Source organism: Streptomyces camelliae, from assembly GCF_027625935.1.
In the GTDB taxonomy this organism is placed as follows: domain Bacteria; phylum Actinomycetota; class Actinomycetes; order Streptomycetales; family Streptomycetaceae; genus Streptomyces; species Streptomyces camelliae.
Window position 1 is genome coordinate 276,961 of sequence record NZ_CP115300.1, and the last position, 21,686, is coordinate 298,646.

Genomic DNA, 21,686 nt, shown 5'->3' on the forward strand with positions numbered 1-21,686 from the left:
CCCTCCCCGACCACACCAGAGCCGATGGGAACTGCTGCTTGTGCGCAGGCCCCGTACAGACCCGCACCCGAAAGGCAAGGACCCGTCATGACCCATGCCCCGCACCTCTCCCGCCGAGGACTGCTGGCGGCCGGCGCGGCCGCGGCCGCGCTCCCTGTGCTCGCTCCCTCCGCTGCCTCCGCCCGTACGGCCGGGACGGCCCAGCACACGCCCTACACCTTCCGCAACGCGGAGATAGTCGGCGGCGGCTTCGTCACCGGCATCATCTTCAACCAGAGCGAACCCGGACTGGTCTACGCCCGTACCGACATCGGCGGCGCCTACCGCCTCGACATGTCGTCCCAGCGGTGGCTCCCCCTCACCGACTGGATCGGCTGGGACGAGTACGGACACACCGGCATCATCAGCATCGCCACCGACGAGGTCGACCCCGACCGCGTCTACCTGGCGGCGGGCACCTACCCCATACCCGACTGGGACCCGAGCATGGCGGCGATCCTGCGGTCGACCGACCGCGGCCGCACCTGGAAGACCACTCCCCTGCCGTTCCGGCTGGGCGGCAACATGCCCGGCCGGGGCATCGGCGAGCGGCTGGTGATCGACCCCAACCGCAACAGGATCCTCTACCTGGGAGTGCGCGGGGGCAACGGGCTGTGGCGCAGCACCGACTACGGCAAGACCTTCGCGAAGGTGACCAGCTTCCCCAACCCGGGCAACTTCGTCCCCGACCCCAACGACACCAACGGCCCCAACGGCGACAACCTGGGCGTGCTGCAAGTCGTCTTCGACAAGCGCACCGGCAGAGCGGGCAGGGCCACCCGGACCCTCTACGTCACCGTCGCCGACAAGGACAACATCCTGTACCGGTCGACCGACGCGGGAGCGACCTGGGAACGCGTCCCCGGGCAGCCCACCGGCTTCATCCCGCACCACGCGGTCTTCGACCACGTCGGCGGCTACCTGTACCTGGCGACCAGCAACACCGCCGGCCCCTACGACGGCTCCAAGGGCGACGTGTGGAAGCTGGACACCGCCACCGACACCTGGACCCGCATCAGCCCGGTCCCCTCCACCAGCACCGACGACACCTACGGTTACAGCGGCCTGACCATCGACCGGCAGAACCCGGACACCCTGATGGTGTCCACCCAGGTCAAGTGGTACCCCGACTGTCTCCTCTTCCGCTCCACCGACGGCGGCGCGAGCTGGACCCGCGCGTGGGACCTGGGCACGAATTCCGAGCGCACCCTGCGCTACGACCTCGACATCTCTGCCGCCCCCTGGCTGACCTGGAATGCCTCGCCGTCGCTGCCCGAGATGGCCCCCAAGCTGGGCTGGATGATGGAGTCCGTCCAGATCGACCCCTTCGACTCCGACCATTTCATGTACGGAACCGGCGCGACGATCTACGGCGCGAACAACCTGACCGACTGGGACCGCGGCGGCACGGTGCACCTGTCCGTACGGGCCCAGGGCCTGGAGGAAACCTCTGCCCTCTGTGTGATCAGCCCGTCCGCCGGTGCAGCGCACCTCTTCTCCGGCCTGGGCGATGTCGGCGGCTTCCGGCACACGGATTTCCGCAAGGCGTCGAAGATGTACGACAGCCCGACCTTCTACATCACCCCTGCCCTGGACTACGCGGAGCTGGCGCCCCACACCCTCGTGCGAGTCGGCAACCCCACCAGCGGCTGGACCCAGCACTTCGCCATCTCCACCGACAGCGGCGCCACCTGGACGCCGTCGGGCAGTGAGCCGTCCGGCGTCACCGGGGCCGGCGTCGAAGACCAGGCCGTCGCCATCAGCGCCGACGGCAGGCGCATCGTTTGGTCACCAGCCGGAGCGCCGGTCAGCTGGTCCGACGACCACGGAGCCACCTGGACGGCTTCGAAGGGGCTGCCGGCCGGGGCCGCCGTGCGCTCCGACCGGGTGAACCCCGCGAAGTTCTACGCCTACGACTCCGGCGTCTTCTACCTCAGCACGGACGGCGGCAAGAGCTTCAAGGCCACGGCGGCCACCGGTCTGCCCACCGCCGGAAACGTCCGGTTCAAGCCGGTACCGGGCCACGAGGGCGACATCTGGCTCGCCGGCGGCACCGCTAAGCCCACCACCCCCACACCGTACGGGCTGTGGCGCTCGACCGACTCCGGAACGTCCTTCACCAGGTTCGACGCGGTGGACCAGGGCGATGTCGTCGGATTCGGCAAGGCAGCGCCCGGTGCGACCTATCCCGCCGTCTACACCAGCTCCAAGATCGGCGGCGTGCGCGGCATCTTCCGGTCCGACGACGCGGGCCGGACCTGGGTCCGCATCAACGACGACCGGCACCAGTACGCCTGGACCGGCCAGACCATGACTGGAGACCCCCGGGTCTACGGTCGCGTCTACTTCGGGACGAACGGACGCGGAGTCATCTACGGCGACCCGCAGTGAGATCCGACTCCCGGTCGCCTCGCTCCGCACCTGCCGTCCCGAGGGGAGACCGACGTGGCCCTGCCGCCACGGCAGGACGACCGACTTCTCCTCTCCTGTGTGGTCCCCCCACTCAGCACACATTCCGGAGGGCTGATGAAATTCCGTCTCGGCTGGGCCGCACTGCTCGCGGCTCTGGCTCTCGTCTTCACCCTGCCGAACTCGGCAGCGGCAGCCTCGTCGACGTACTGGTTCAAGTACTACGCGACCGGCGGCAGCGCCTCGACGTGGTACAGCAACGACAACTCCTGGGGTGTGAACTCCTCGACAGGCACCGGCTTCGTCGCCATGGTCGACGGCACGGACTGGGGCTGGACGTCCCCGGTGACCACGCTCCCCAAAAAGCTCAGCGCCATCGGCGCCAACAACACGACGTGGTTCAGCCAGTCGTCGTCCCCGAACTCCGGCTCGTACTACGACGCCACGTACGACATCTTCATCGACCCGACGGCCGGGCCCACCAACCGCAACTCCCACAACGAACTGATGATCTGGCTCGACTGGTCCAACACCAAGCCGCTGGCCAACGCCTACGACGCGAGCGGCAACGCGATCCCGACCGCGACCAACGTCAGCCTCGGCGGCCGTACCTGGAACATCTACGAGTACAACTGGCCGGACGGCGTCAGCCACACCATCAGCTACCTGGACACGAGCAGGTCCGGCTGGTGGTCCGGCAGCCTCACCCCGTTCTTCAACTGGGGCATCGACAGGGGCTACTACACCAACGACCAGTACCTCAACAGCATCATGGCCGGCTGGGAGTTCGGGCCGGGCAACTACACCGCCACCTCCTGGGGCGTCGCGGGCTTCTGACGCCGCGACAAACCGAAAGGCGGACCAGTGACCGACCGCCCTCTGCCCGGAAGCACCGCCCGACTCTCCGTACGGAGAGTCGGGCGGGCCCGGAAGCAGCGCACGAACCCTCCGTACGAAGGCACCGTCATGACCACCATCCGCAGTATCACCGGCCGCCTGGGCGGGCTCGCCTTCGGCGGGGACTACAACCCCGAGCAGTGGGACGAACCGGTCTGGAAGGAGGACGACGAACTCATGCGCCGGGCCAGGGCCAACCTGGCCACCGTGGGTGTCTTCTCCTGGGCGCTGCTCGAACCGGAGGAGGGGCGCTACGACTTCGCCTGGCTCGACGCCCACATCGACCGTCTGCACGCGAACGGCGTGGCCGTCGGCCTCGCCACTCCGACGGCCTCCCCGCCGCCCTGGTTCACCTTGGCCCACCCCGACGCACTGCCGGTCACCCCCGACGGCACCCGCCTCACCCACGGCAGCCGCGACACCTACTGCCTGGCCGCGCCCGCCTACCGCAGCGCCGCCCGGCGGATCGCCTCGGCCCTGGCGGACGGTACGGCGACCACCCCGCCCTCGCGCTGTGGCACGTCCACAACGAATACGGCACGCTCTGCTACTGCGACCACACGGCCGCCGCCTTCCGGGTGTGGCTGCGCGCCCGCCACGGCTCGCTGGACGCCCTCAACGAGGCGTGGGGAACGGCCTTCTGGAGGGACACATGAGATGGTCAGTCCGTCCGTGCCGGGCTCGCCGCCGACCTGACCGGAGCGGTCCGGTTCGTGGCCGAGGTCGCCCGCGAGGGCGACGCTGCGGGCGAGGGCGAGCGTGGAGCTGCGGGCGGCGAACGGAAGCCGGCGCGGATCGTGGTGCCGGCCACCGGCGACCAGTACGCCTGGACCGCGGTCGCCACGCAGCCGTCCGGCGTCGAAGCCGGCCTGCACGACCTGACCCTGGTCCTCCACGGCCGCATCCACCTCGCAGCGTTCCGCTTCGACTCCAACCGGGCGAACGGCTGAGCGTCCGCCTCCCCGACCGGCGGCCGCTCGTCCTCCGGTGGTGACCACGGCCACCCAATTCCCAGGAGTCCTTGTGTTGTTCATGTTTCATCACCCCGCCGCTTCACCGTCTCTCCATCCGGAGGAAGTCCCCATGCCTCTCACCGACTTCGGCCATGACGAACTCGTCGGCTACCGACCGGTGTCGACCGCGCCGCACGACTTCGACGCGTTCTGGCAGCGCACCCTCGACGACGCCCGATCACAGGGCGGAGCGGTGAAGGCCGAGCGCGTCACCGACCGGTTCCGGCTGCGCACCGTCGAGGTGGACGACCTGCGCTTCCCCGGCTGGAACGGCGAACCGGTGGCCGCCTGGCTGCTCCGTCCGCGCGGAGCCGAAGGCCCGCTGCCCGTCGTCGTCACCTACATCGGCTACAGCGGCGGCCGCGGCGTGCCCACCGACCACCTCTTCTGGTCCGCCGCCGGCTACGCCCAACTCGTCGTCGACAGCCGCGGCCAGGGCCACGAAACCCCGGACCGGACCCAGGGCGACGGCACGCAGTGGGCCGAGGGATTCATGACCCGCGGCATCGACTCGCCCGAGAACTACTACTACCGGCGCCTGATCACCGACTGCGCGCGGGCGGTGGACGCCGTCGCGGAACTTCCCGGCCTCGACGCCCGCCGGATCGTGGTCGCGGGCGGCAGCCAGGGCGGCGGCCTGGCCCTCGCCGCCGCTGGACTCCTGGGGGACAGGGTGGCGGCGGTGATGCCCGACGTGCCGTTCCTGTGCCACTTCCGCCGCGCCGTCCAGATCACCGGCGAGGGCCCCTACCCGGAAATCGCCAAGTACCTGCGCTGGCACAGCCGCCACCGCGTGGAGCCGACCTTCGCCACCCTCGACTACTTCGACGGCGTCCACTTCGCCCAGCGGGCCACCGCACCGGCCTTGTTCAGCGTCGGCCTGATGGACCCGATCTGCCCGCCCTCCACCGTGTATGCCGCCTTCAACCACTACGCGGGCCAGGACCGGACCATGACCGTCTGGCCGTTCGCTGACCACGGCGGCGGTTGCGGCTCCAACCCACCCGTCCAACTGGGCTGGCTGGCCGAGCGCGGGCTCGCACCCGAGCAGTGACCCGCGCACCGCGAGCCACCCGTTTCCGTTCGGGGATCGACCGTATCGCCCGATCACGAGCGGCTGCTGAAGCGGACGCCGCCAGGGCGTCACCCAAGCGGCCCCGCCGCACACACGGAGCAGCACTCCGCCCGGGCCGCCTCCGCCGCCGTGCGCCGGTGGCATGTTCGCCGGCTACCCACGAGCCGGTACCAGCCACGACTTCGACGAGACCCATGAGGTGTCCCCACGTGAGTTCCCCGCCCTTCCCGACGTTGCCCGCCGGGTTCCGCTTCGGCGCCGCCACCGCGGCCTACCAGATCGAGGGTGCCCACGACGAGGACGGGCGTGGCCCGTCCATCTGGGACATCTTCAGCCACACCCCCGGGCGCACGCTCGCGGGCGCCACGGGCGACACCGCCTGCGACCACTACCACCGCTACCGCGAGGACGTCGCCCTGCTACGCGAGCTCGGCGTCGACACCTACCGCTTCTCGATCGCCTGGCCCCGCCTGCTGCCTCAGGGCACCGGCCCGGTCAACGCCAGGGGTCTGGACTTCTACGACCGTCTGATCGACGAGCTGCTGGCCGCCGGCATCGCTCCCACCGTCACCCTCTACCACTGGGACCTGCCACAGGCGCTGGAGGACCGAGGAGGCTGGCGCGTACGGGAGACCGCCGAGGCGTTCGCGGAGTACGCGGCCCTCGCCGCCGACCGGTACGGCGATCGGGTGGACCGCTGGATCACGCTCAACGAGCCGTACTGCTCGGCCTTCGTGGGCTACGCCGAGGGGCGGCACGCGCCGGGGGCCGAGGAGGGCCGTGGCGCGCTGGCGGCCGCACACCATCTGTTGGTCGCTCACGGCCTCGCGGTGTGCGAGCTGCGTGCCGCAGGTGCCCGGGACGTCGGGATCACCCTCAACCTGGACCGCATCCACGCCGCCTCCGACCGGCCCGCTGACCGCGCCGCCCGCCTGCGCGCCGAGACTCTGCACAACGACATCTGGACGGAACCGCTCCTTGCCGGACGCTATCCCGCGCACGAGGCCGAGACCTGGGCCGGGCTCGCCGACGGTGCCTGGCGGCTGCCGGGCGACCTGGACCTGATCGGTGCCCCGCTGGACTTCCTCGGCATCAACTTCTACCGGCCCACCACCGTGGCCGCCGCGCCGCATCGCGTGGCCGACCCCGAGCAGCGCACCGCTGTGGACATCGGCGTGGCCGAGCTGGACCCGTACGGCACCCGGCACACCACCATGGGCTGGCCGGTCGTCCCGTCCGCCCTCACCGAGCTGCTCTGCGACGTCCATGTCCGCTACCCGCAGTCGCCGCCGATCTGGATCACGGAGAACGGCTCGGCGGAGGCCGACATCATCGCACCCGACGGCCGGGTCCACGACGGCGACCGTGTCGGCTACCTCGCCGACCACCTCACCGCCGTGGCCGACGCCATCGCCGCCGGGGTGGACGTACGCGGCTACCACGCCTGGTCGCTGCTGGACAACTTCGAGTGGGCACGCGGCTACGACCAGCGCTTCGGCCTGGTCCACGTCGACTACGCCACCCTGACCCGCACCCCCAAGGACAGCTACCACTGGTACCGGGGTCTGATCACCGCGCACCGCGCGCGCACGGAGGAACCTGCCCGATGAAGTTCACGGACGGCTACTGGCTCATGCGCCCCGGCTGCACGGCCCGCTATGCCACCGAGGTCGCCGACGTCCGCGCCGACGACCACCGGATGACCCTGTACGCGCCCGTGAAACACGTGACCCGGCGCGGTGACACCCTCAACAGCCCGCTGCTGACCGTGGAGTGCTGGTCTCCGGCCGAAGGGGTCATCGGTGTGCGGACGACCCACCACGCCGGATCGGTGCGCCGGGGACCGGAGTTCGCGTTGCCCGGCGCCGGAGCGGACACCGGCAAGGTGCGCCGGGACGGGGCGGTGCTGGAGCTGGTCTCCGGCGAACTGACGCTGCGCGTGGACACGGAACAGCCGTGGCGGCTGGAGTTCACCGCCGGCGGACGCATGCTGACCTCCGCCGGTGAGCGCGGCACGGGGTTCGTCACCGACGCCGAAGGCCGCCACCACATGCTCGCCCAGCTGGCGTTGGGGGTGGGAGAACTGGTCTACGGCCTGGGGGAACGCTTCACCCCGTTCGTCAAGAACGGGCAGACGGTGGACATCTGGCAGGCCGACGGCGGCACCAGCAGTGAACAGGCCTACAAGAACGTCCCGTTCCACCTGACCAACCGTGGGTACGGCCTCTTCGTCAACCACCCCGGAAAGGTCAGCTACGAGGTCGGCTCCGAATCGGTCGGCCAGGTGCAGTTCAGTGTCGAGGACCAGTCACTGGAGTACTTCGTCGTCCACGGCCCGACCCCGAAGCAGATCCTGGAGCGCTACACCGCGCTCACCGGACGCCCGGCCCTGCCGCCGGCCTGGGCGCTGGGCCTGTGGCTGACCACGTCCTTCACCACCGACTACGACGAGGCCACGGTGGGCCGCTTCATCGACGGCATGGCCGAGCACGGGATCCCGCTGAGCGTCTTCCACTTCGACTGCTTCTGGATGCGTGCCTACCAGTGGTCCGACTTCGCGTGGGACCCCGAGACCTTCCCCGACCCGGAAGGCATGCTGGCCCGGCTGAGGCAGCGGGGACTGCGCGTCTGCGCCTGGATCAACCCGTACATCGCCCAGAAGTCGCCGCTGTTCGAGGAGGGCATGCGTGAGGGCTACCTGGTGCGCCGCGCCGACGGCAGCGTGTGGCAGTGGGACCTGTGGCAACCGGGCATGGCCCTGGTCGACTTCACCAACCCCGCCGCCCGTGACTGGTACACCGGCAAACTGCGCAGACTCCTCGCGCAGGGTGTGGACTGCTTCAAGACCGACTTCGGCGAACGCGTTCCCACCGACGTCGTCTGGCACGACGGCTCCGCCCCGGAGCGGATGCACAACTACTACACCCACCTCTACAACCAGGCTGTCTTCGACCTCCTGCGCGAGGAGCGCGGCGAGGGCGAGGCGATGCTGTTCGCCCGCTCGGCCACCGCCGGGGGCCAGCAGTACCCCGTGCACTGGGGCGGGGACTGCGGCTCCCACTTCAACGCCATGGCCGAGTCACTGCGCGGCGGGCTCTCCCTCGGCCTGTCCGGGTTCGGCTTCTGGAGCCACGACATCGGCGGCTTCGAGGGCACTCCCACCCCGACGGTCTTCAAGCGCTGGGTGCAATTCGGCCTGCTCTCCTCGCACAGCCGACTGCACGGCAGCAAGTCCTACCGCGTCCCGTGGCACTACGGCGAGGAAGCCGTCGAGGTCACCCGCGCGTTCACCCTCCTCAAACACCGCCTCGCCCCCTACCTCCAGCGCGCCGCCCAGCAAGCCCACACCACCGGCGTCCCGGTGATGCGGGCCATGGTCCTGGAATTCCCCGACGACCCGGGCGCGGCGGCACTCGACCGTCAGTACATGCTCGGCGACGACCTGCTCGTCGCCCCCGTCTTCACCGACGACGGCACGGTCGAGTACTACGTGCCCGAGGGCACGTGGACCAACATCCTGACCGGGGTCCAGGTCACCGGCCCCCGCTGGGTACGCGAACACCACGGCTTCCACACCCTGCCGCTGCTCGCCCGCCCCGACTCCGTCATCCCCTTCGCCGCCGACGACCAGCACCCCGTCTCGGCCTGGGCCGACGGAGTCGAGCTGAGGGTCCACGCCTTCGCCGACGGCGCGGAACACACGCTGGTGATCCCGCGCGCCGACGGACCGGGTGAGACGGCGCGCTTCCAGCTGCGCCGCGACGGCGACCGCCTCCGGGTCACCACCAACAGCCCCCACTCCTGGCAGCTCCGGCTCGGCGGACCGGACGGAACCCTCCACACGAGCCCGGCCGGCACCCTGGAAGCCGACCTGCCGTACCCGCGTTGACGGAGCACTGAGGTGGTTCCCATGTTCGCCCAGCGGGAGTGCAGAGGAACCACCTCAGTGGCCGTTCGCCGCTCCACTCAATGAACATCCACCATCTTGAATTCGCTGGTCACGGGACTGGTGTGTGGTGGGTTTGTCAACCCCCGCCGGGGTATCGGCTTTACGGCCCGCAGGCCCTTTGAACATCCCCAGCTCACCTCAGATCTGCTTGACCATGACCGGCGAATCGCGCACCTCTTGAAGCTGCTGGCTCACCTTCTCTGTCAGCGGTTCCAGTTCACCCATGCGGGCCGTGATCAGTCCATGAAGGTCCGGTTCCGCATCCCTGGCCACCTGATGCACCTTCTGCGCGGCGTTCGCCGAACTTGATCAGCGGGTTGGAGGACTGGGCGTACCGGAGGGCCGGACGTTCCTGATCAGGCCGGACGGCGAGTACGACGTCCTGGTGAGACGTGGGAGGGCAGGTCCTGAGCGTCTGCTCCGGGCCGGCCCTCTCATGCGACGTCAGCTTGCGGCGGGAACGGGGTCACGGGTTGGTGCGGACGTCTCCTTCGGATCGGGCTCGGCCGGCACCGCGGAGTGAGCGGGGGTGGGGGCGTAGGGAATCTCGCCGCCCAGGACGGCCCTGGCGCGGTCCACGTCCAGCTCCCCTTCCCAGCGGGCGACGGCCAGGGTGGCGACGCCATTGCCGACCAGGCTGGTCAGGGCGCGGGCTTCGGACATGAACCGGTCGACACCGAAGATCAGCGCGAGGGCGGCGACGGGAACGTGTGGGACGGCGCTGAGAGTGGCGGCCAGGGCGATGAAGCCGGAGCCGGTGACGCCTGCGGCGCCCTTGGAGGTGAGCAGCATGACGGCGAGCATGGCCAGCTGCTGGGTGAGGCTGAGGTCGATGCCGAGGGCCTGTGCGAGGAAGACCGAGCCCATGGTCAGGTAGATGGCGGTGCCGTCGAGATTGAAGGAGTACCCGGCGGGCAGCGTGATGCCGACGACCGGTTTCGAGGCGCCCACGTGCTGGAGCTTGGCCATCATGCGCGGCAGGACGGGCTCGGTGGAGGAGGTGCCCAGGACGATCAGCAGCTCTTCCTTGATGTAGCGCAGGAAGGGCAGCAGCCGCAGTCCGTTCAGGCGCATCACGGTCCCGAGGACGACCAGGACGAAGAAGAGGGCGGTCAGCCAGAACGAGCCGACCAGCAGGGCCAGGTGGCGCAGGGTGCCCAGGCCGTAGTGGCCGATGGTGAAGGCCATGGAGCCGAACGCGCCGATGGGGGCCAGCCGCATGATCCAGCGGATGAGCGTGAACAGGACCGTGGAGAACTTCTCGACGCCCCGGGCGATGCTCAGGCCGGCCTCTCCGCTGGCGTTCAGGCCGAAGCCGAACAGCACCGACACCAGCAGCACCGGCAGGATCTCGTTGCCGGTCAGGGCGCTGACCAGGGTGGCCGGGATGATGGCGAGGAGGAACTCGGCGAAGCCCTCGTGGGCCGTGGTCGCCTCCGGCGGCAGGGCCTTGGTGGACAGGGTCGAGAGGTCGATGTGCAGACCGCTGCCCGGCTTGACGACGTTGACGACGACCAGGCCGATCACCATGGCCACGGTGGTCAGCACCTCGAAGTAGAGCAGTGCCTTCAGGCTCACGCGGCCGACCGCGCGCGCGTTGCCCATGGAGGCGATGCCGTGGACGACCGTGCAGAAGATGATCGGTGCGATGAACATCTTCACCAGTGCGATGAAGCCGTCGCCGAGCGGTTTGAGATCAGCGCCGACGGACGGCCACAGCCCGCCCACGGCGGCGCCGAGGAGGACGGCGATCAGGCACTGGATGTAGAGGTGGGACAACATCCGGCGGATGCGGCCCGGTGGTGCGGTGACGGTACCCGGGGCGGCGTCGTTGCGGCTCATGCGGGGCGTCCTTCCAGGACGGGAACGAGGAGTTCGGCTCGGGCGATACGCCGGGCGGCGCGGTGCAGCAGCACCGTGGGGGACGCGCCGTCCGGTGCGGGGACGGCTTGGGTGGTGACCACGCCGGCGGGGGTGCCCAGGCGCAGCGTGCCGTCGGCGGTCTGCCGGGCTACGCGATGGGCGAGGGTGCCAGGGGTGGCGGCGGCCGTGGCCAGGGCCACGGCGGAGGTCAGGCCGATCGCCGGGTGCGGGGCGTGCATGGAGACCATGCGCACGGCCAGGTCGTACTCGTCCTGGTTGACGAGTGTGCCCTGTGTGGTGCGATAGGGCGCGGGCCGGGCGACGATGCCCACCTTCGGCACCGCGTGGCTGACCGGATCGCCCTCGCGGGCCAGGCCCATGGCCAGCGCTGCCTGGCGGCGCAGCAGTGTCAGCGCGGGAACTGCGGTGGCGAACGCGGTGAGGGATTCCGTGCCGTCGAGGCCGAACGCCTTGGCCTCGAACAGCGCGGCCGGCGCGCCGGCGTCCACCAGGGATGCCTCGACGGGACCGTCCGGGCCGGTCAGCTCGTCCAGTGCCCGGCCGGTCGGCAGAGCGCGGCCGGTCGTCGAGCCCGCCGGGTCCTGGAACCCGAGCAGGACTGGCACGCCAGGCGCCGAGGTACCCGGGACCACGGCCGTGCCCTCCTCCGGGGCCACGCCCGCGGGGGTGGGGATCGTGCCGGTGAGGCGGGCCCCGGTGTTGACGTTGAGCATGCGGACCGTGGCGGTGTCCGACGTGATCGTCACGAGATCGTGGTGGACGGCGTACAGGGCCACGGCGGTGGCGCAGTTGCCGCAGTTGCTGGCCCACTCCACGCGCTCGTCGCCGATCCCGACCTGCGCGAACGCGTACTCGACATCCACACCGGGTTGGGTTGACGCCTGTACGACGGCGGCCTTGGAGGTGGTGGAGGAAGCGCCGCCCACGCCATCGATCTGGCGGGGGTCGGCGGCGTTGAAGGCGGCGAGCAGGAGGGCATCGACGTCCACGCCCGTGGCGGCCACGTCGCGGTGGTCGAAGATCCAGCACTTGCTGGTTCCTCCGCGGATCATCTCGCCCTGCAGACGCAGCACAACCGACTCCTCACAGCCAGGGAAGGGGAAGTCCACCGACGGTCTTTGCCGTGCGTGGTGTCCTCCACGGTGGGTTACGGCAGCGTGAAGTACAATCTCGGAAATCTGCATGGCTATTAAGATGAAGTGAACGCTGGAGGTGGCGGCATGCTCGACGTCCGGCGCATCCTGCTGTTCACGGAGGTCGCACGGCGCGGCTCGGTGACCGCGACAGCCCGCGCCCTCAACTACACCCCGTCAGCGGTATCGCAGCAGATCAGCCGCCTGGAAACGGAGGCAGGCCAGCCCCTGCTGGAACGCCACGCCCGGGGCGTCACCCTCACCGACGCCGGACGGGCGCTGGCCGAACGAGGGCAACGGATCGAACGCGAACTGCAGGCTGCGGAAAACGAACTCGCCGACTACGCCGGCCTGCGCGCGGGCACGCTACGCATCGGCACCTTCCCCACTGTCGGGGCCTCGCTCCTCCCGCAGGCGGTGATCGCCTTCCGCGATGCCCACCCCGACGTACGGCTGACCGTCCGCAGCGCCCGCATCGCCGGGCTCTGGACGATGCTGGAGAACCGGGAGATCGAAATGTCGCTGATGTGGGACTACGACTGGAGCCGAATCGACCGGGAGGACATCGTCGTCACCCCACTCCTCGATGACCCGCCGGCCCTTCTCGTCAGCGACCACCATCCACTCGCCGGCCGCGACGCCGCCTCACTCGCCGACTTCGCACACGACCCTTGGATCACCCGCGCCGACCATCACCCGGTGGCCGAAGCCCTTGTCCGCGGCTGCCGCGCCGTCGGCTTCGAGCCCCACATCGCCTACGAGGCGCACGACTACCAGGAAGCCCAGGCCATGGTCGCCGCCGGCATCGGCGTCGCCCTCGCCCCCACCCTGGCCCTGGAAGGCATCCGACCCGGCGTCCACGTCCTGCCCCTCCAGCCGCCGGCCCCCATCCGCCGCATCCTCCTGGTTCGCATGGCCGACCACTCCCTCACCCCCGCCGCCCAGACCTTCGCCCGACTCCTCCACGACACCGCCGCGGCCCGGACGCCCCGACACTGACACCGGACCTGCCCACCGACCATGCAACCGTCGTGCTCAGTAACAGTCGGGGGTTTTGGGTTTCGTAGGCGGAACGGCGTGGTCGTTGGGCTGGCTCGGCTTGGTTTCCAAGACGAGGCGCGTTACTCCACGCACCCGATGGACGACGGCCACCGCGACCGGGCTGCGGCGGCTCTCGCCGAGATCGCCGACGGTGTGCACTCGCGGGCGTTAGGGCCTGAAGCCGTGGCGGGTGTCTTGTGAAGGTGCCCACACGGATCCGGGCCTTCGTCGGCTCCGTGCCACGGGCGCCCGGATCGGTACGGCACTCGCTGGCCGTGCTGAACACCGTCGCGGTCGCGGCCGAGGTGCTGCTCGCCCTGGCCGACGGTGCCGCCGCGGCCGTCACCGGCCTCACTCTCGTCACCGCTGTCGCTCTGGTCCTGGGGCGGTATGCCGTGGGCGGCGGCGCCCAGGACAGCGACCACCGCAGGCGGGTACGCCTGCTGGACAGCCAGCTTCGGTCGACAACCTCACCAGGCGTATAACGGACGAGACCACCCCTACCCGGCAAGGAACGCACTAGGGCATCAGGAACAATCCGCCTACTTCAAACGCCCTCTGAGACCGGCCTCGTCCGCGCGGGAGAGTCACGAGCCGGAGCCGACAGCACATGGCGGGCGGCCGCCCGCCGCATCCTCTGGCCGCCGAATCAGCGACCTCCCGCGGTAACTCACCCCGATTCGCTCCGCCGGAGTTGTTTTGGCACTGCTCGTATGTCTCTGCGGATTGTTCGTTAGGCTGACAAGCAGAGGCTGTCTGCGGGGCGGTTACGGTCGGACACGACAGGGGGCTCATGTTGGATCGCCTGGCAGGAGCGGACCTGGAAGTCGGCCCAGCCCAGCGGGCAGCGGGTTGCGGCGCGGTCGAGTGCAGCAATGAAGTGCGGGCTTTCGCAGGTCGACCGGACGCGGTGGGCGTGTGACCGGCCGGTCGGCGCCTGCGGTGCTGCCCCCGTCGCTCCGCGTGCGGCTCGGGTTGATCGCGGCCCTCGCCGCGCTGGTAGTCGTCGTGCTCGGGGTCCTGTACGCCGGCCACAGCGAGCCCAGCAGGGTGGACAGGTGGATCATCCAGCCGACGGCGGACAGTGTGCGGCCGCCGTGGCGGTACGTCGCTCTGGCCTTGGACTTCTTGGGGGAGCCCGCCGGCTCGGCGATGCTGATCGTGGCCACCGTGGCGGGGTGCCTGTTGCTTCGGCGTCCTCGCGTGGCGTTGCTCGTCGTTGTCGGGGTCGGCGTGACGGTGGGGACGGCGACGCTGCTCAAGCACCTGGTGGGACGCACCATCCACGGCGACGGCAACCTGTCCTACCCGAGCGGGCACACCGCCTTCTTCACCGCGCTCGCCCTCATGGCGGCACTGCTCGCGACGGGCCGGCTCGGCCTCGGCAGGACGGCCGGCACGTCACTCGTGCTCGCCGCGGCGCTGGTGGCCGGAGCCGCGATGGGCTGGGCGCAGGTCGCCCTGGGCGCGCACTACCCGACCGACGTCCTCGGTGGCTGGTGCACCGCGCTGGCGGTGATACCGGCGACCGCATGGCTGGTCGATCGCACTGCTGACCGGTGGGTCGATCGGATGGCCGACGCCGGTCGGCGGGAGCGTCGCTGACGTCGCGTCACGCCAAGCGGCGGAACACGGGCTTCACGGGTCGTCCGGCCAGCCAGGGGGTCGGGTCGGCGGCGTCCAGTGCCTTCCGGTACACCGCACATGCCTGGGCCACCACGTCGACGGTGTGGTCGATGTCGGCGTCGGTGAGGGCGCTGCTCACCACGAACGACGGGGCGAGCACCCCGCCCGCGAGGAGCCGGCGCAGGAACAGCGTGCGGTACTGCTGTGACGGCTGCCCATGCTCGTCAAGGGTGGCGAAGACCAGGTTGCTGGCCCGGCCCCGGAAGACGATGTGGTCGCCGACGCCCATTCCGGCCGTGGCCTCGCGGACACCGGCGGCCAACCTGTCGCCGAGGGCGTGCAGCCGCGCGGTGACGCCCTCCTCGACGTAGGTGGTCTGCACGGCCATCGCGGCTGCCAGGGAGTGCGTTTCCGCACCGTGCGTGGTGGACAGCAGGAACACCCGGTCGCCGGAGTGACGCAGCCCGCCCCGCTCCATCAGTTCGCGGCGCCCGGCCAGCGCGGAGACGGCGAACCCATTGCCCAGCGCCTTGCCGAACGTGGAGAGGTCGGGGACGACGCCGTACAGGCCCTGGGCGCCCGCCTCGGACCAGCGGAAGCCGGTGATCATCTCATCGAAGATCAGCACGCAGCCGTGCCGGTCGGCCAGCTCGCGCAGGCCGGCGAGATACCCGGGCGGCGGCTCGGTGTGGGAGGCGGGTTCGAGGATCAGGCAGGCGACCTCGTCCTGGTGCCGGGTGAGCAGCTCCTCCGTGGCGGCCAGGTCCCCGTAAGGGAAGGACACGGTGAGCTCGGTGATCGCCGCCGGAATGCCGGCGGACATCGGCGTGGTGCCGATGAACCAGTCGTCGACGGAGAAGAACGGATGATCGCCGCAGATGGCCACCCGTGGGCGCCCGGTGACGGCGCGGGCGAGGCGCACCGCGGCGGTGGTGACGTCGGAGCCGTTCTTCGCGAACTTCACCATCTCGGCGGTCGGCACCGTGGCCAGGAAGCGTTCCGCGGCCTCGACCTCCACGATGGACGGCCGGACGAAGTTGCTGCCGCGGTCGAGTTCCCGCCGCACGGCCTCGATCACGCGCGGGTGGGCGTGGCCGAGGCTGACCGACCGCAGGCCGGAGCCGTACTCGACGTAGCGGTTGCCGTCGACGTCCCACACGTGGGCACCGCGGCCGTGGCTGATGACCGGGGCCAGGTTCTCGGGGTACTGGTCGTCGCCCTTCGCGTAGGTGTGGGCGCCCCCGGGGATCATGGCGTGCAGCCGCTCGTTCGCCATCCGCGACCGGGGCAGGAGGAACTCCGCGCTCTCTTCGGTGTCTTCGGTGTCCACGCCGACCTCACGTCTCCTTTCGCTTCAAAACCTCGGAGAGGCTCGGCGCCTCCCGGTCCCGCTGGGACATCGATGTGACCGGCAGCGGCCAGGGAATGGCAAGCTCCGGGTCGTCGAAGGCGATCGTCACGTCCTCGGCAGGATCGTGCGGGCGGTCGATCCGGTACGAGGTGTCAGCTGTTTCGGTCAACGCCTGGAAGCCGTGCGCGCACCCCGCCGGGATGTACAGGGTCGCCTGTGTCCCGCCGGACAGCTCGAAGAAGGCCCGGTCCAGGTACGTCGGCGAGTCCGGGCGCAGGTCCACGACGACGTCGAAGACCCTCCCGTACGAGCACCGCACCAGCTTGGCCTCGCCGGCGCCGGAGCGCAGGTGCAGGCCGCGCAGCACGCCCCGGACCGAGCGGGACACGCTGTCCTGGACGAAGGCGTGCGGGTCGAGGCCCACCGAGCGGACCACGTCGGCGTCGAAGGTGCGGCAGAAGAAGCCGCGTTCGTCGGCGTACGGCGTCGGCTCGAACAGGTACGCGCCGGCGATCTCCGGGACTTCGGTCGCTTTCATGGAGTCTCCCGCGGGGCGTGGGCGTGGTCGGTCGCCGGGAACAGGGCCGTGGTCAAGGCAGTGAACTGGTCCTCAAGTTGCCGGGCGGCGGCCAGGTTCCGCTCGGAGAGGGTCTGCCGCAGCTCGGGCGATCGCTTCTCCAGCGCCCGGAACTGCTCAAGCAGCCGGTCGGCGTCCACGTCGCGGGCCGGGTGGCAGTACGCGCCAAGGCCCATCCGGTCCATGAGCGCGTCGCTTTTCGCCGCATAGCAGAGGGCGAGCACCGGCGTACCGGTCTTCAGCGCGCAGATCAGGTTGTGGTAGCGGATCGCTACCACGGTGTCCGCAGCCGCCATCTCCTTCATCAGGTCGGCCAGTGACTCCGGCTCGGCAGCGGTGACCAGCGGCGAGTCCACCGCATCGAGGATCGCGGCGACCACCGTCGCATCGCATTCGTCGCCGGTGAGCAGCCGGACCGGCCTGCCCTCCTCGACCAGCGCGCGGACGAACCGGATCGTCCCGTCGAGGTAGCGCCGGTATATCTCATCGGCCCGGGCGCGGTCGTCGTTGCCGCCGTGGAAGTCCATGACGCCGACGCAGACCAGGCCCGGCGAGCCCGAGGGGGCGCTCGCCGGCGACGTCGGCAGGGAGAACGCGAGGTCCGGGTAGACCTCGTCGCGCGCGGTGTCCACGCCCATCGCCCGCATCGCGTCCCGGGACTGGGCGTCCCGGTACGACCGGTACGCGGCCAGCCGCGCCGACCAGCGCACCAGGGCCCGGGTCGGCCGGTTGCCGATGGTCGCGGCGCCGACGCTGACCAACGCGACCCGGGTGCCGAACAGCCGGCCGGTCAAGCAGAGCAGGAACAGCGAGTACGGGAAGCCCCACGGCCGCAGCGGCAGCGTGGCCTCCAGGACGCCCATGCCCGGCACGATCACCACGTCGTGCCGGCGCACCCAGGCGGCGGTGCGGAAGACGTCGACGAGTTTGCCCAGACCCTTCGCCGTGATCGCGCCCGCACGTGACGCCGTCCGGTACTCCGCGCGGTTCCAGTGCAGCCGCGTGGCGGGGATCCCGAACCGGGTCGTCACGGCCTCGGGTCCGCCGCACAGGGCGTCCACGACCGCCTCCGGGTGCTCGGCGCGCAGGTACCTGAGCACGGCCTCCAGCGAGCCGTCGTTGCCGAGGTTGCCGGAGCCGAGCAGGCCGAACACCCCCACACGTGGTGTCGTCTTCATGCCCGTCGCCCCTCACGGCCCGCGACAAGGGCGTCGACGGAGACGGTGAGCAGGCCCGGGTCGACCGGGTCGCGGTCCTCGACCCGCTCGCCGGCTCCCGGCCGGACCCGGCTGGTCATCCACGCGGCCAGGTGGCGGTAGCACGCCCGCCGGTCGTCCGGGGACAACGGCGCCCGCCGAATCGCCGAGGTGAAGCCCCAGATGTACTCGGCGAGCAGCCGGGGCGTCGGGTGCAGCGGGCCTGCCCGGCGCGGGTCCAGATTGACGCACCGGGAGCGCTTGGACGGGTTCGCGCGCTCGGCACGGGCGGGGTGGTCGCGGCGGAAGTACAGCAGCTCCGGCACCTGGTGGAAGGGCCCGTGCAGGGTGATCTCGGCGACGAACGTGCGGTCCGCGTGGTGGTAGCTGTCGAGCGGCTTCACCCGGCGCAGCATGTCGGCCCGCATCACCCCGTAGAAGTCGTCGCCGCCCGGCTCGAACAGCAGACTGCGGAAGCGCTCCGGCGAATGCGGCGAGTCGGTGGCGAGCGTGTACTCGTAGGGGACCTTCACCTGGCCGTCGCCATCGATGACGGCCTGGTCGGCGTGCGCGAGGATCACGTCGGGCCGCTCGTCCAGCGCCTCCACGCAGCGCCGCAGCAGGTCGCGGCCGTAAAGGTCGTCGTGGGAGGCCCACTTGAACAGCTCGCCGCGGCACTGGGTGAACACGTAGTTGTGGTTCGGCGTGGCGCCGACGTTCCGGGGCAGCCGGATGTAGCGGATGCGGGAGTCCTGAGCGGCGTACTTGCGGCAGATGTCCTCGGTCCCGTCGGTCGAGGCGTTGTCGGAGATGACCAGCTCGAAGTCCTCGTAGGTCTGCCCGAGCAGGGCGTCGAGCGACTCGGCGAGGTACTCCTCGCCGTTGTACACGGGCAGGCCGATGCTCAGCCTGGGTCGGTCGGTCATGCGGTCCTCACTTCGGGAACGGAGTTGTGGTCGCGCTCACGCAGGGCCGACCGCAGTTGCAGCCACCACACGGCCGAGCCGCCGACGGTCGCGGCGGCGACACCCCAGGCCGAGCCGACCGTGGCGGCCAGGGCAGCGCCGCCGAGCCCGCCGCCGACGTAGCAGGCGGAGGCGAACAGCTGGCAGCGCAGGCTGCGCCGAGCCGCGCCGAGCGCGCGCAGCCCGGCCGCCGCGCCGGTGCCGAGGCCCGCGCCCGCGACACTGAAGGTGATCGCCACGATGAGATGCGAGGAGGAGTGCCAGACATCACCGAGCGCGAGGTCGCCGAGCCGGTCGGGCATCAGCAGCAGGGCCCCGCCCCACAGGAGCGCGGCGGCGGCCTGTCCGCCGCCCAGCCGGAGGCAGAACGCGCCGAGGCGGTGCGGGGCCTGGCGCAGTACGCGTGCCGCCTCCGGGACGGTGACCAGCGACAGGCCCATCAGTACGGCGAGGAACGGGCCCATCAGAAGCTCGGCGCCCCGCACCGCGCCCACCGCGCCGACCCCGACGATCGCGCCGAGGCCGTACGCCCGCAGTTGGCTCGCGCCGCTGAGACTGACGTTCTCGACCAGGTACCGGTAGCCGAGATCGCGCTGTTCGCGAAGCCACCCGCGTGCTTCTGCCATCCGGGGCCGAATGCCGGACTGGAGGCAGCCGTACGCGGCGGCCACGGCGGCAGATGCGCCCCAGGCGAGCACGAAGGCGGCCACGCTGCCCACATGGGCGGCGACGACCATGGCGGGGACGAGCGCAACACCCCACACGACGTCGTTGACGAACGCCTTCCGCCCGTTGCCGGCGGCGAAGAACCCGAACCGCCAGGCGTCCTGCAGCAGCAGCCCTGGGAGCATGACGCCGAGGCAGGCGAACGCGGGCCCCAACCGGCCCCCGAGACCGAGCCCGGCCAGCAGACACACCGCGCCGATGGCGGTGCCCACGCCGAGTGCGGTACCCGTCGACCGGGCCACCGCGCCGCGCCAGGACGCGTCCGACACACCGCTGAAGCGCACCACGAGCGGGTCGGTGGACAGGCCGCGGGAGACGTTGAGCACCACGCCGTAGGTCACCCACGCGAGGCTGAACACGCCGAACGCGGTCACCCCCAGCGAGCGGGCCACATAGATGCCCACCGCGAAGTTGGACATGCTGGAGGCCGCCTGGTCGGCCAGCCCCCAGGACAGCCGGCCGAGCAGGGCCCGCTTGGCGGATCCGGCCGGTGTAGTCGTCTTCTCGCCCTCGATGGTCATCGGCGTCACGCTTTGATCAGCCCGGCGCCGTGCAGGGCGTCGGCCGCTGCGGCGACGGTGTCGAACGGCAGTCCGGACCGCTCGGCGACGTCCAGCAGACTGTGCTCGCCGTCGGAGAGGTTGAGCACCCAGAGCATCGCCATCTGGGCCTGCTTGGTGTCGCTGCGGCCGCCGAGCGCGTCGTACAGCCCGCGCCGGCCCAGCTGCGGTTCGCCGTAGGGGCTGAGGTTGAGGTACGTCCGGTTGCGGTCGAGGACGGCGAATGCCTCGCGGCAGACCGCGAGGGTGTCCGCCATCGCCTCCGGGGAGACGAAGTCCAGGTTGTCCGCCGAGGTGTGGTACTCGGGGTAGCCGGCGTACGGGGTCCGGGTGAGCGAGCCCACGCCGAGATTGAACCCGGGCGAGCAGAACTGCCGCTCGTCGTAGCCGTACGGAGTGAACTCGGCGACATGGTGCGGGCGTTCGGAGGCGGTCAGCACGTGTCGCATCACCCGGTCGATCTCCGCGTCGCCGCGTCTGCTCTGCTTGTACGTCAACCGGCCCGGGTCTCCGGCGCAGGCCAGCACGAGGCCGTGCTTGACGCGGTCCACCCGCTCCGCGTTGCGGGCCAGCCAGGTGATCGCCCCGATGGTGCCGGGCGCGAACAGGAACCGGTAGGTGTAGTACGGCGTCTGCTGTGCCAGCGCCCGGGCCAGGAACGTCGCCACCGCGATGCCGGCCAGGTTGTCGTTGGCCAGCGACGGGTGGCAGACATGGCAGGAGACGATCACCTCGTCGGGGACCTGCCCGGGAACCACGTGCTCGGCGTAGGTGAGGTGGCCGTCGGCGAGCGTGGAGTCGATGCGGACCTCGTAGTCGCCGTCCGGCATTGCGTCGAGGGTCTCCTGGGCCAGGCAGAACCCCCACTCCGGCTTGTAGTAACTCGTGCGGTACGGCACCCAGGACGGGTGGTCCGGCAGGGTGTGCAGGTGATCCCGCAGCTCGGCCAGCGGCATGGTCGCCGACACCGGCACGCTGTAGCCGAGCACGTGCAGGCTGGACGCGGCGAAGTCGACGACCCGGTGGCCGGCGGTGTCGGCGATGTACGCGTCGCGGATGTTCCACTCCTGCGGCACCGTCCAGTCGAGCACCTGTGTCCCGGTCGGCACCTCGTACACCTGCAGCGGGATGTACTCGCCGACGATGTCCAGGGTGGCGCGCACACCGTCTCCGGTGATGCTGCGGCACAGCGGGTACAGCCGCTTCACCAGCGCGTACATCGCGTCGCCGGCCGAGGTCATCGGC

18 protein-coding genes and 1 pseudogene are annotated in these 21,686 nt (G+C 70.7%); 10 read left to right on the plus strand and 9 right to left on the minus strand.

Annotated elements, in window-relative coordinates; all coding sequences use genetic code 11:
- Positions 1-87 precede the first annotated feature (87 nt).
- The 7 genes and pseudogenes from O1G22_RS01305 (at position 88) to yicI (ending at position 9,322) form a co-directional block, all read left to right on the plus strand.
- On the plus strand, positions 88-2,430 hold the full coding sequence (locus tag O1G22_RS01305) for a sialidase family protein (RefSeq protein WP_270086290.1): 2,343 nt from the start codon (positions 88-90) through the stop codon (positions 2,428-2,430).
- A 135-nt stretch (positions 2,431-2,565) separates the two neighbouring features.
- Positions 2,566-3,285, plus strand: coding sequence for a GH12 family glycosyl hydrolase domain-containing protein (locus O1G22_RS01310; protein ID WP_270079556.1), 720 nt, complete (start codon positions 2,566-2,568; stop codon positions 3,283-3,285).
- A 129-nt stretch (positions 3,286-3,414) separates the two neighbouring features.
- Positions 3,415-3,989, plus strand: a pseudogene (locus tag O1G22_RS01315) (beta-galactosidase); the annotation flags it as partial.
- Positions 3,990-4,058: 69 nt separating this feature from the next.
- Positions 4,059-4,295, plus strand: coding sequence for a carbohydrate-binding protein (locus O1G22_RS01320; RefSeq protein WP_270079557.1), 237 nt, complete (start codon positions 4,059-4,061; stop codon positions 4,293-4,295).
- A gap of 133 nt (positions 4,296-4,428) precedes the next feature.
- Positions 4,429-5,412, plus strand: coding sequence for an acetylxylan esterase (locus tag O1G22_RS01325; RefSeq protein WP_270079558.1), 984 nt, complete (start codon positions 4,429-4,431; stop codon positions 5,410-5,412).
- A 215-nt stretch (positions 5,413-5,627) separates the two neighbouring features.
- Entirely contained in the window at positions 5,628-7,043 is a 1,416-nt protein-coding gene (locus O1G22_RS01330) for a GH1 family beta-glucosidase (RefSeq protein ID WP_270079559.1), read from the plus strand.
- On the plus strand, positions 7,040-9,322 hold the full coding sequence (gene yicI / locus O1G22_RS01335) for an alpha-xylosidase (RefSeq protein WP_270079560.1): 2,283 nt from the start codon (positions 7,040-7,042) through the stop codon (positions 9,320-9,322). Before O1G22_RS01330 ends, yicI begins: the two co-directional genes overlap by 4 nt.
- 198 nt (positions 9,323-9,520) lie before the next feature.
- On the opposite strand, the gene O1G22_RS01340 is transcribed toward yicI, so the two are convergent.
- The 3 genes from O1G22_RS01340 to O1G22_RS01350 all read right to left on the minus strand — a co-directional run bounded on the left by O1G22_RS01340 (position 9,521) and on the right by O1G22_RS01350 (position 12,339).
- Positions 9,521-9,655: a hypothetical protein gene (locus O1G22_RS01340; protein ID WP_270079561.1), complete on the minus strand. Its 135-nt coding sequence runs from the start codon at positions 9,653-9,655 to the stop codon at positions 9,521-9,523.
- A gap of 171 nt (positions 9,656-9,826) precedes the next feature.
- Positions 9,827-11,224, minus strand: coding sequence for a C4-dicarboxylate transporter DctA (gene dctA, locus O1G22_RS01345; protein ID WP_270079562.1), 1,398 nt, complete (start codon positions 11,222-11,224; stop codon positions 9,827-9,829).
- Positions 11,221-12,339 carry a PrpF domain-containing protein gene (locus tag O1G22_RS01350; RefSeq protein ID WP_270079563.1) on the minus strand — a complete coding sequence of 373 codons (1,119 nt, stop codon included), beginning with the start codon at positions 12,337-12,339 and terminating at the stop codon, positions 11,221-11,223. The genes dctA and O1G22_RS01350 overlap by 4 nt, the downstream gene beginning before the upstream one ends.
- A 147-nt stretch (positions 12,340-12,486) precedes the next feature.
- Between O1G22_RS01350 and O1G22_RS01355 the strand changes: the two genes are divergently transcribed.
- From O1G22_RS01355 to O1G22_RS01365, 3 genes are all read left to right on the plus strand, one after another.
- Positions 12,487-13,398, plus strand: coding sequence for a LysR family transcriptional regulator (locus O1G22_RS01355; RefSeq protein ID WP_270079564.1), 912 nt, complete (start codon positions 12,487-12,489; stop codon positions 13,396-13,398).
- A 245-nt stretch (positions 13,399-13,643) separates the two neighbouring features.
- Positions 13,644-13,925 carry a hypothetical protein gene (locus O1G22_RS01360; RefSeq protein ID WP_270079565.1) on the plus strand — a complete coding sequence of 94 codons (282 nt, stop codon included), beginning with the start codon at positions 13,644-13,646 and terminating at the stop codon, positions 13,923-13,925.
- Between the two features lie 433 nt (positions 13,926-14,358).
- On the plus strand, positions 14,359-15,045 hold the full coding sequence (locus tag O1G22_RS01365) for a phosphatase PAP2 family protein (RefSeq protein ID WP_270079566.1): 687 nt from the start codon (positions 14,359-14,361) through the stop codon (positions 15,043-15,045).
- Between the two features lie 7 nt (positions 15,046-15,052).
- Here O1G22_RS01365 and O1G22_RS01370 read toward each other — a convergent pair whose 3' ends face one another.
- Genes O1G22_RS01370 through O1G22_RS01395 form a run of 6 tightly spaced genes read right to left on the minus strand, consistent with a single transcriptional unit; the run spans position 15,053 to position 21,682 of the window.
- The gene (locus O1G22_RS01370) at positions 15,053-16,396 is read right to left on the minus strand and encodes a glutamate-1-semialdehyde 2,1-aminomutase (RefSeq protein ID WP_270079567.1); all 1,344 of its coding nucleotides are present in this window, start codon (positions 16,394-16,396) and stop codon (positions 15,053-15,055) included.
- Positions 16,397-16,403: 7 nt separating this feature from the next.
- A complete protein-coding gene (locus O1G22_RS01375; RefSeq protein WP_270079568.1) occupies positions 16,404-16,955 on the minus strand; it encodes a dTDP-4-dehydrorhamnose 3,5-epimerase family protein in 552 nt (183 codons plus the stop codon).
- Positions 16,952-18,172 carry a polysaccharide pyruvyl transferase family protein gene (locus O1G22_RS01380; RefSeq protein ID WP_270079569.1) on the minus strand — a complete coding sequence of 407 codons (1,221 nt, stop codon included), beginning with the start codon at positions 18,170-18,172 and terminating at the stop codon, positions 16,952-16,954. Before O1G22_RS01380 ends, O1G22_RS01375 begins: the two co-directional genes overlap by 4 nt.
- Entirely contained in the window at positions 18,169-19,116 is a 948-nt protein-coding gene (locus O1G22_RS01385) for a glycosyltransferase family 2 protein (RefSeq protein WP_270079570.1), read from the minus strand. The genes O1G22_RS01380 and O1G22_RS01385 overlap by 4 nt, the downstream gene beginning before the upstream one ends.
- A complete protein-coding gene (locus O1G22_RS01390; protein ID WP_270079571.1) occupies positions 19,113-20,402 on the minus strand; it encodes an MATE family efflux transporter in 1,290 nt (429 codons plus the stop codon). Before O1G22_RS01390 ends, O1G22_RS01385 begins: the two co-directional genes overlap by 4 nt.
- Positions 20,403-20,407: 5 nt before the next feature.
- Positions 20,408-21,682: a DUF4910 domain-containing protein gene (locus O1G22_RS01395; RefSeq protein ID WP_270086291.1), complete on the minus strand. Its 1,275-nt coding sequence runs from the start codon at positions 21,680-21,682 to the stop codon at positions 20,408-20,410.
- Positions 21,683-21,686: the final 4 nt, after the last annotated feature.

Coding starts and splice junctions, on each gene's coding strand:
- O1G22_RS01390 (WP_270079571.1), bottom strand. CDS start 20,402: ATGACCATCGAGGGCGAGAAGACGACTACACCGGCCGGATCCGCCAAG.
- O1G22_RS01395 (WP_270086291.1), bottom strand. CDS start 21,682: ATGACCTCGGCCGGCGACGCGATGTACGCGCTGGTGAAGCGGCTGTAC.
- O1G22_RS01380 (WP_270079569.1), bottom strand. CDS start 18,172: ATGAAGACGACACCACGTGTGGGGGTGTTCGGCCTGCTCGGCTCCGGC.
- O1G22_RS01325 (WP_270079558.1), top strand. CDS start 4,429: ATGCCTCTCACCGACTTCGGCCATGACGAACTCGTCGGCTACCGACCG.
- O1G22_RS01355 (WP_270079564.1), top strand. CDS start 12,487: ATGCTCGACGTCCGGCGCATCCTGCTGTTCACGGAGGTCGCACGGCGC.
- O1G22_RS01310 (WP_270079556.1), top strand. CDS start 2,566: ATGAAATTCCGTCTCGGCTGGGCCGCACTGCTCGCGGCTCTGGCTCTC.
- O1G22_RS01375 (WP_270079568.1), bottom strand. CDS start 16,955: ATGAAAGCGACCGAAGTCCCGGAGATCGCCGGCGCGTACCTGTTCGAG.
- yicI (WP_270079560.1), top strand. CDS start 7,040: ATGAAGTTCACGGACGGCTACTGGCTCATGCGCCCCGGCTGCACGGCC.
- dctA (WP_270079562.1), bottom strand. CDS start 11,224: ATGAGCCGCAACGACGCCGCCCCGGGTACCGTCACCGCACCACCGGGC.
- O1G22_RS01305 (WP_270086290.1), top strand. CDS start 88: ATGACCCATGCCCCGCACCTCTCCCGCCGAGGACTGCTGGCGGCCGGC.
- O1G22_RS01385 (WP_270079570.1), bottom strand. CDS start 19,116: ATGACCGACCGACCCAGGCTGAGCATCGGCCTGCCCGTGTACAACGGC.
- O1G22_RS01330 (WP_270079559.1), top strand. CDS start 5,628: ATGAGGTGTCCCCACGTGAGTTCCCCGCCCTTCCCGACGTTGCCCGCC.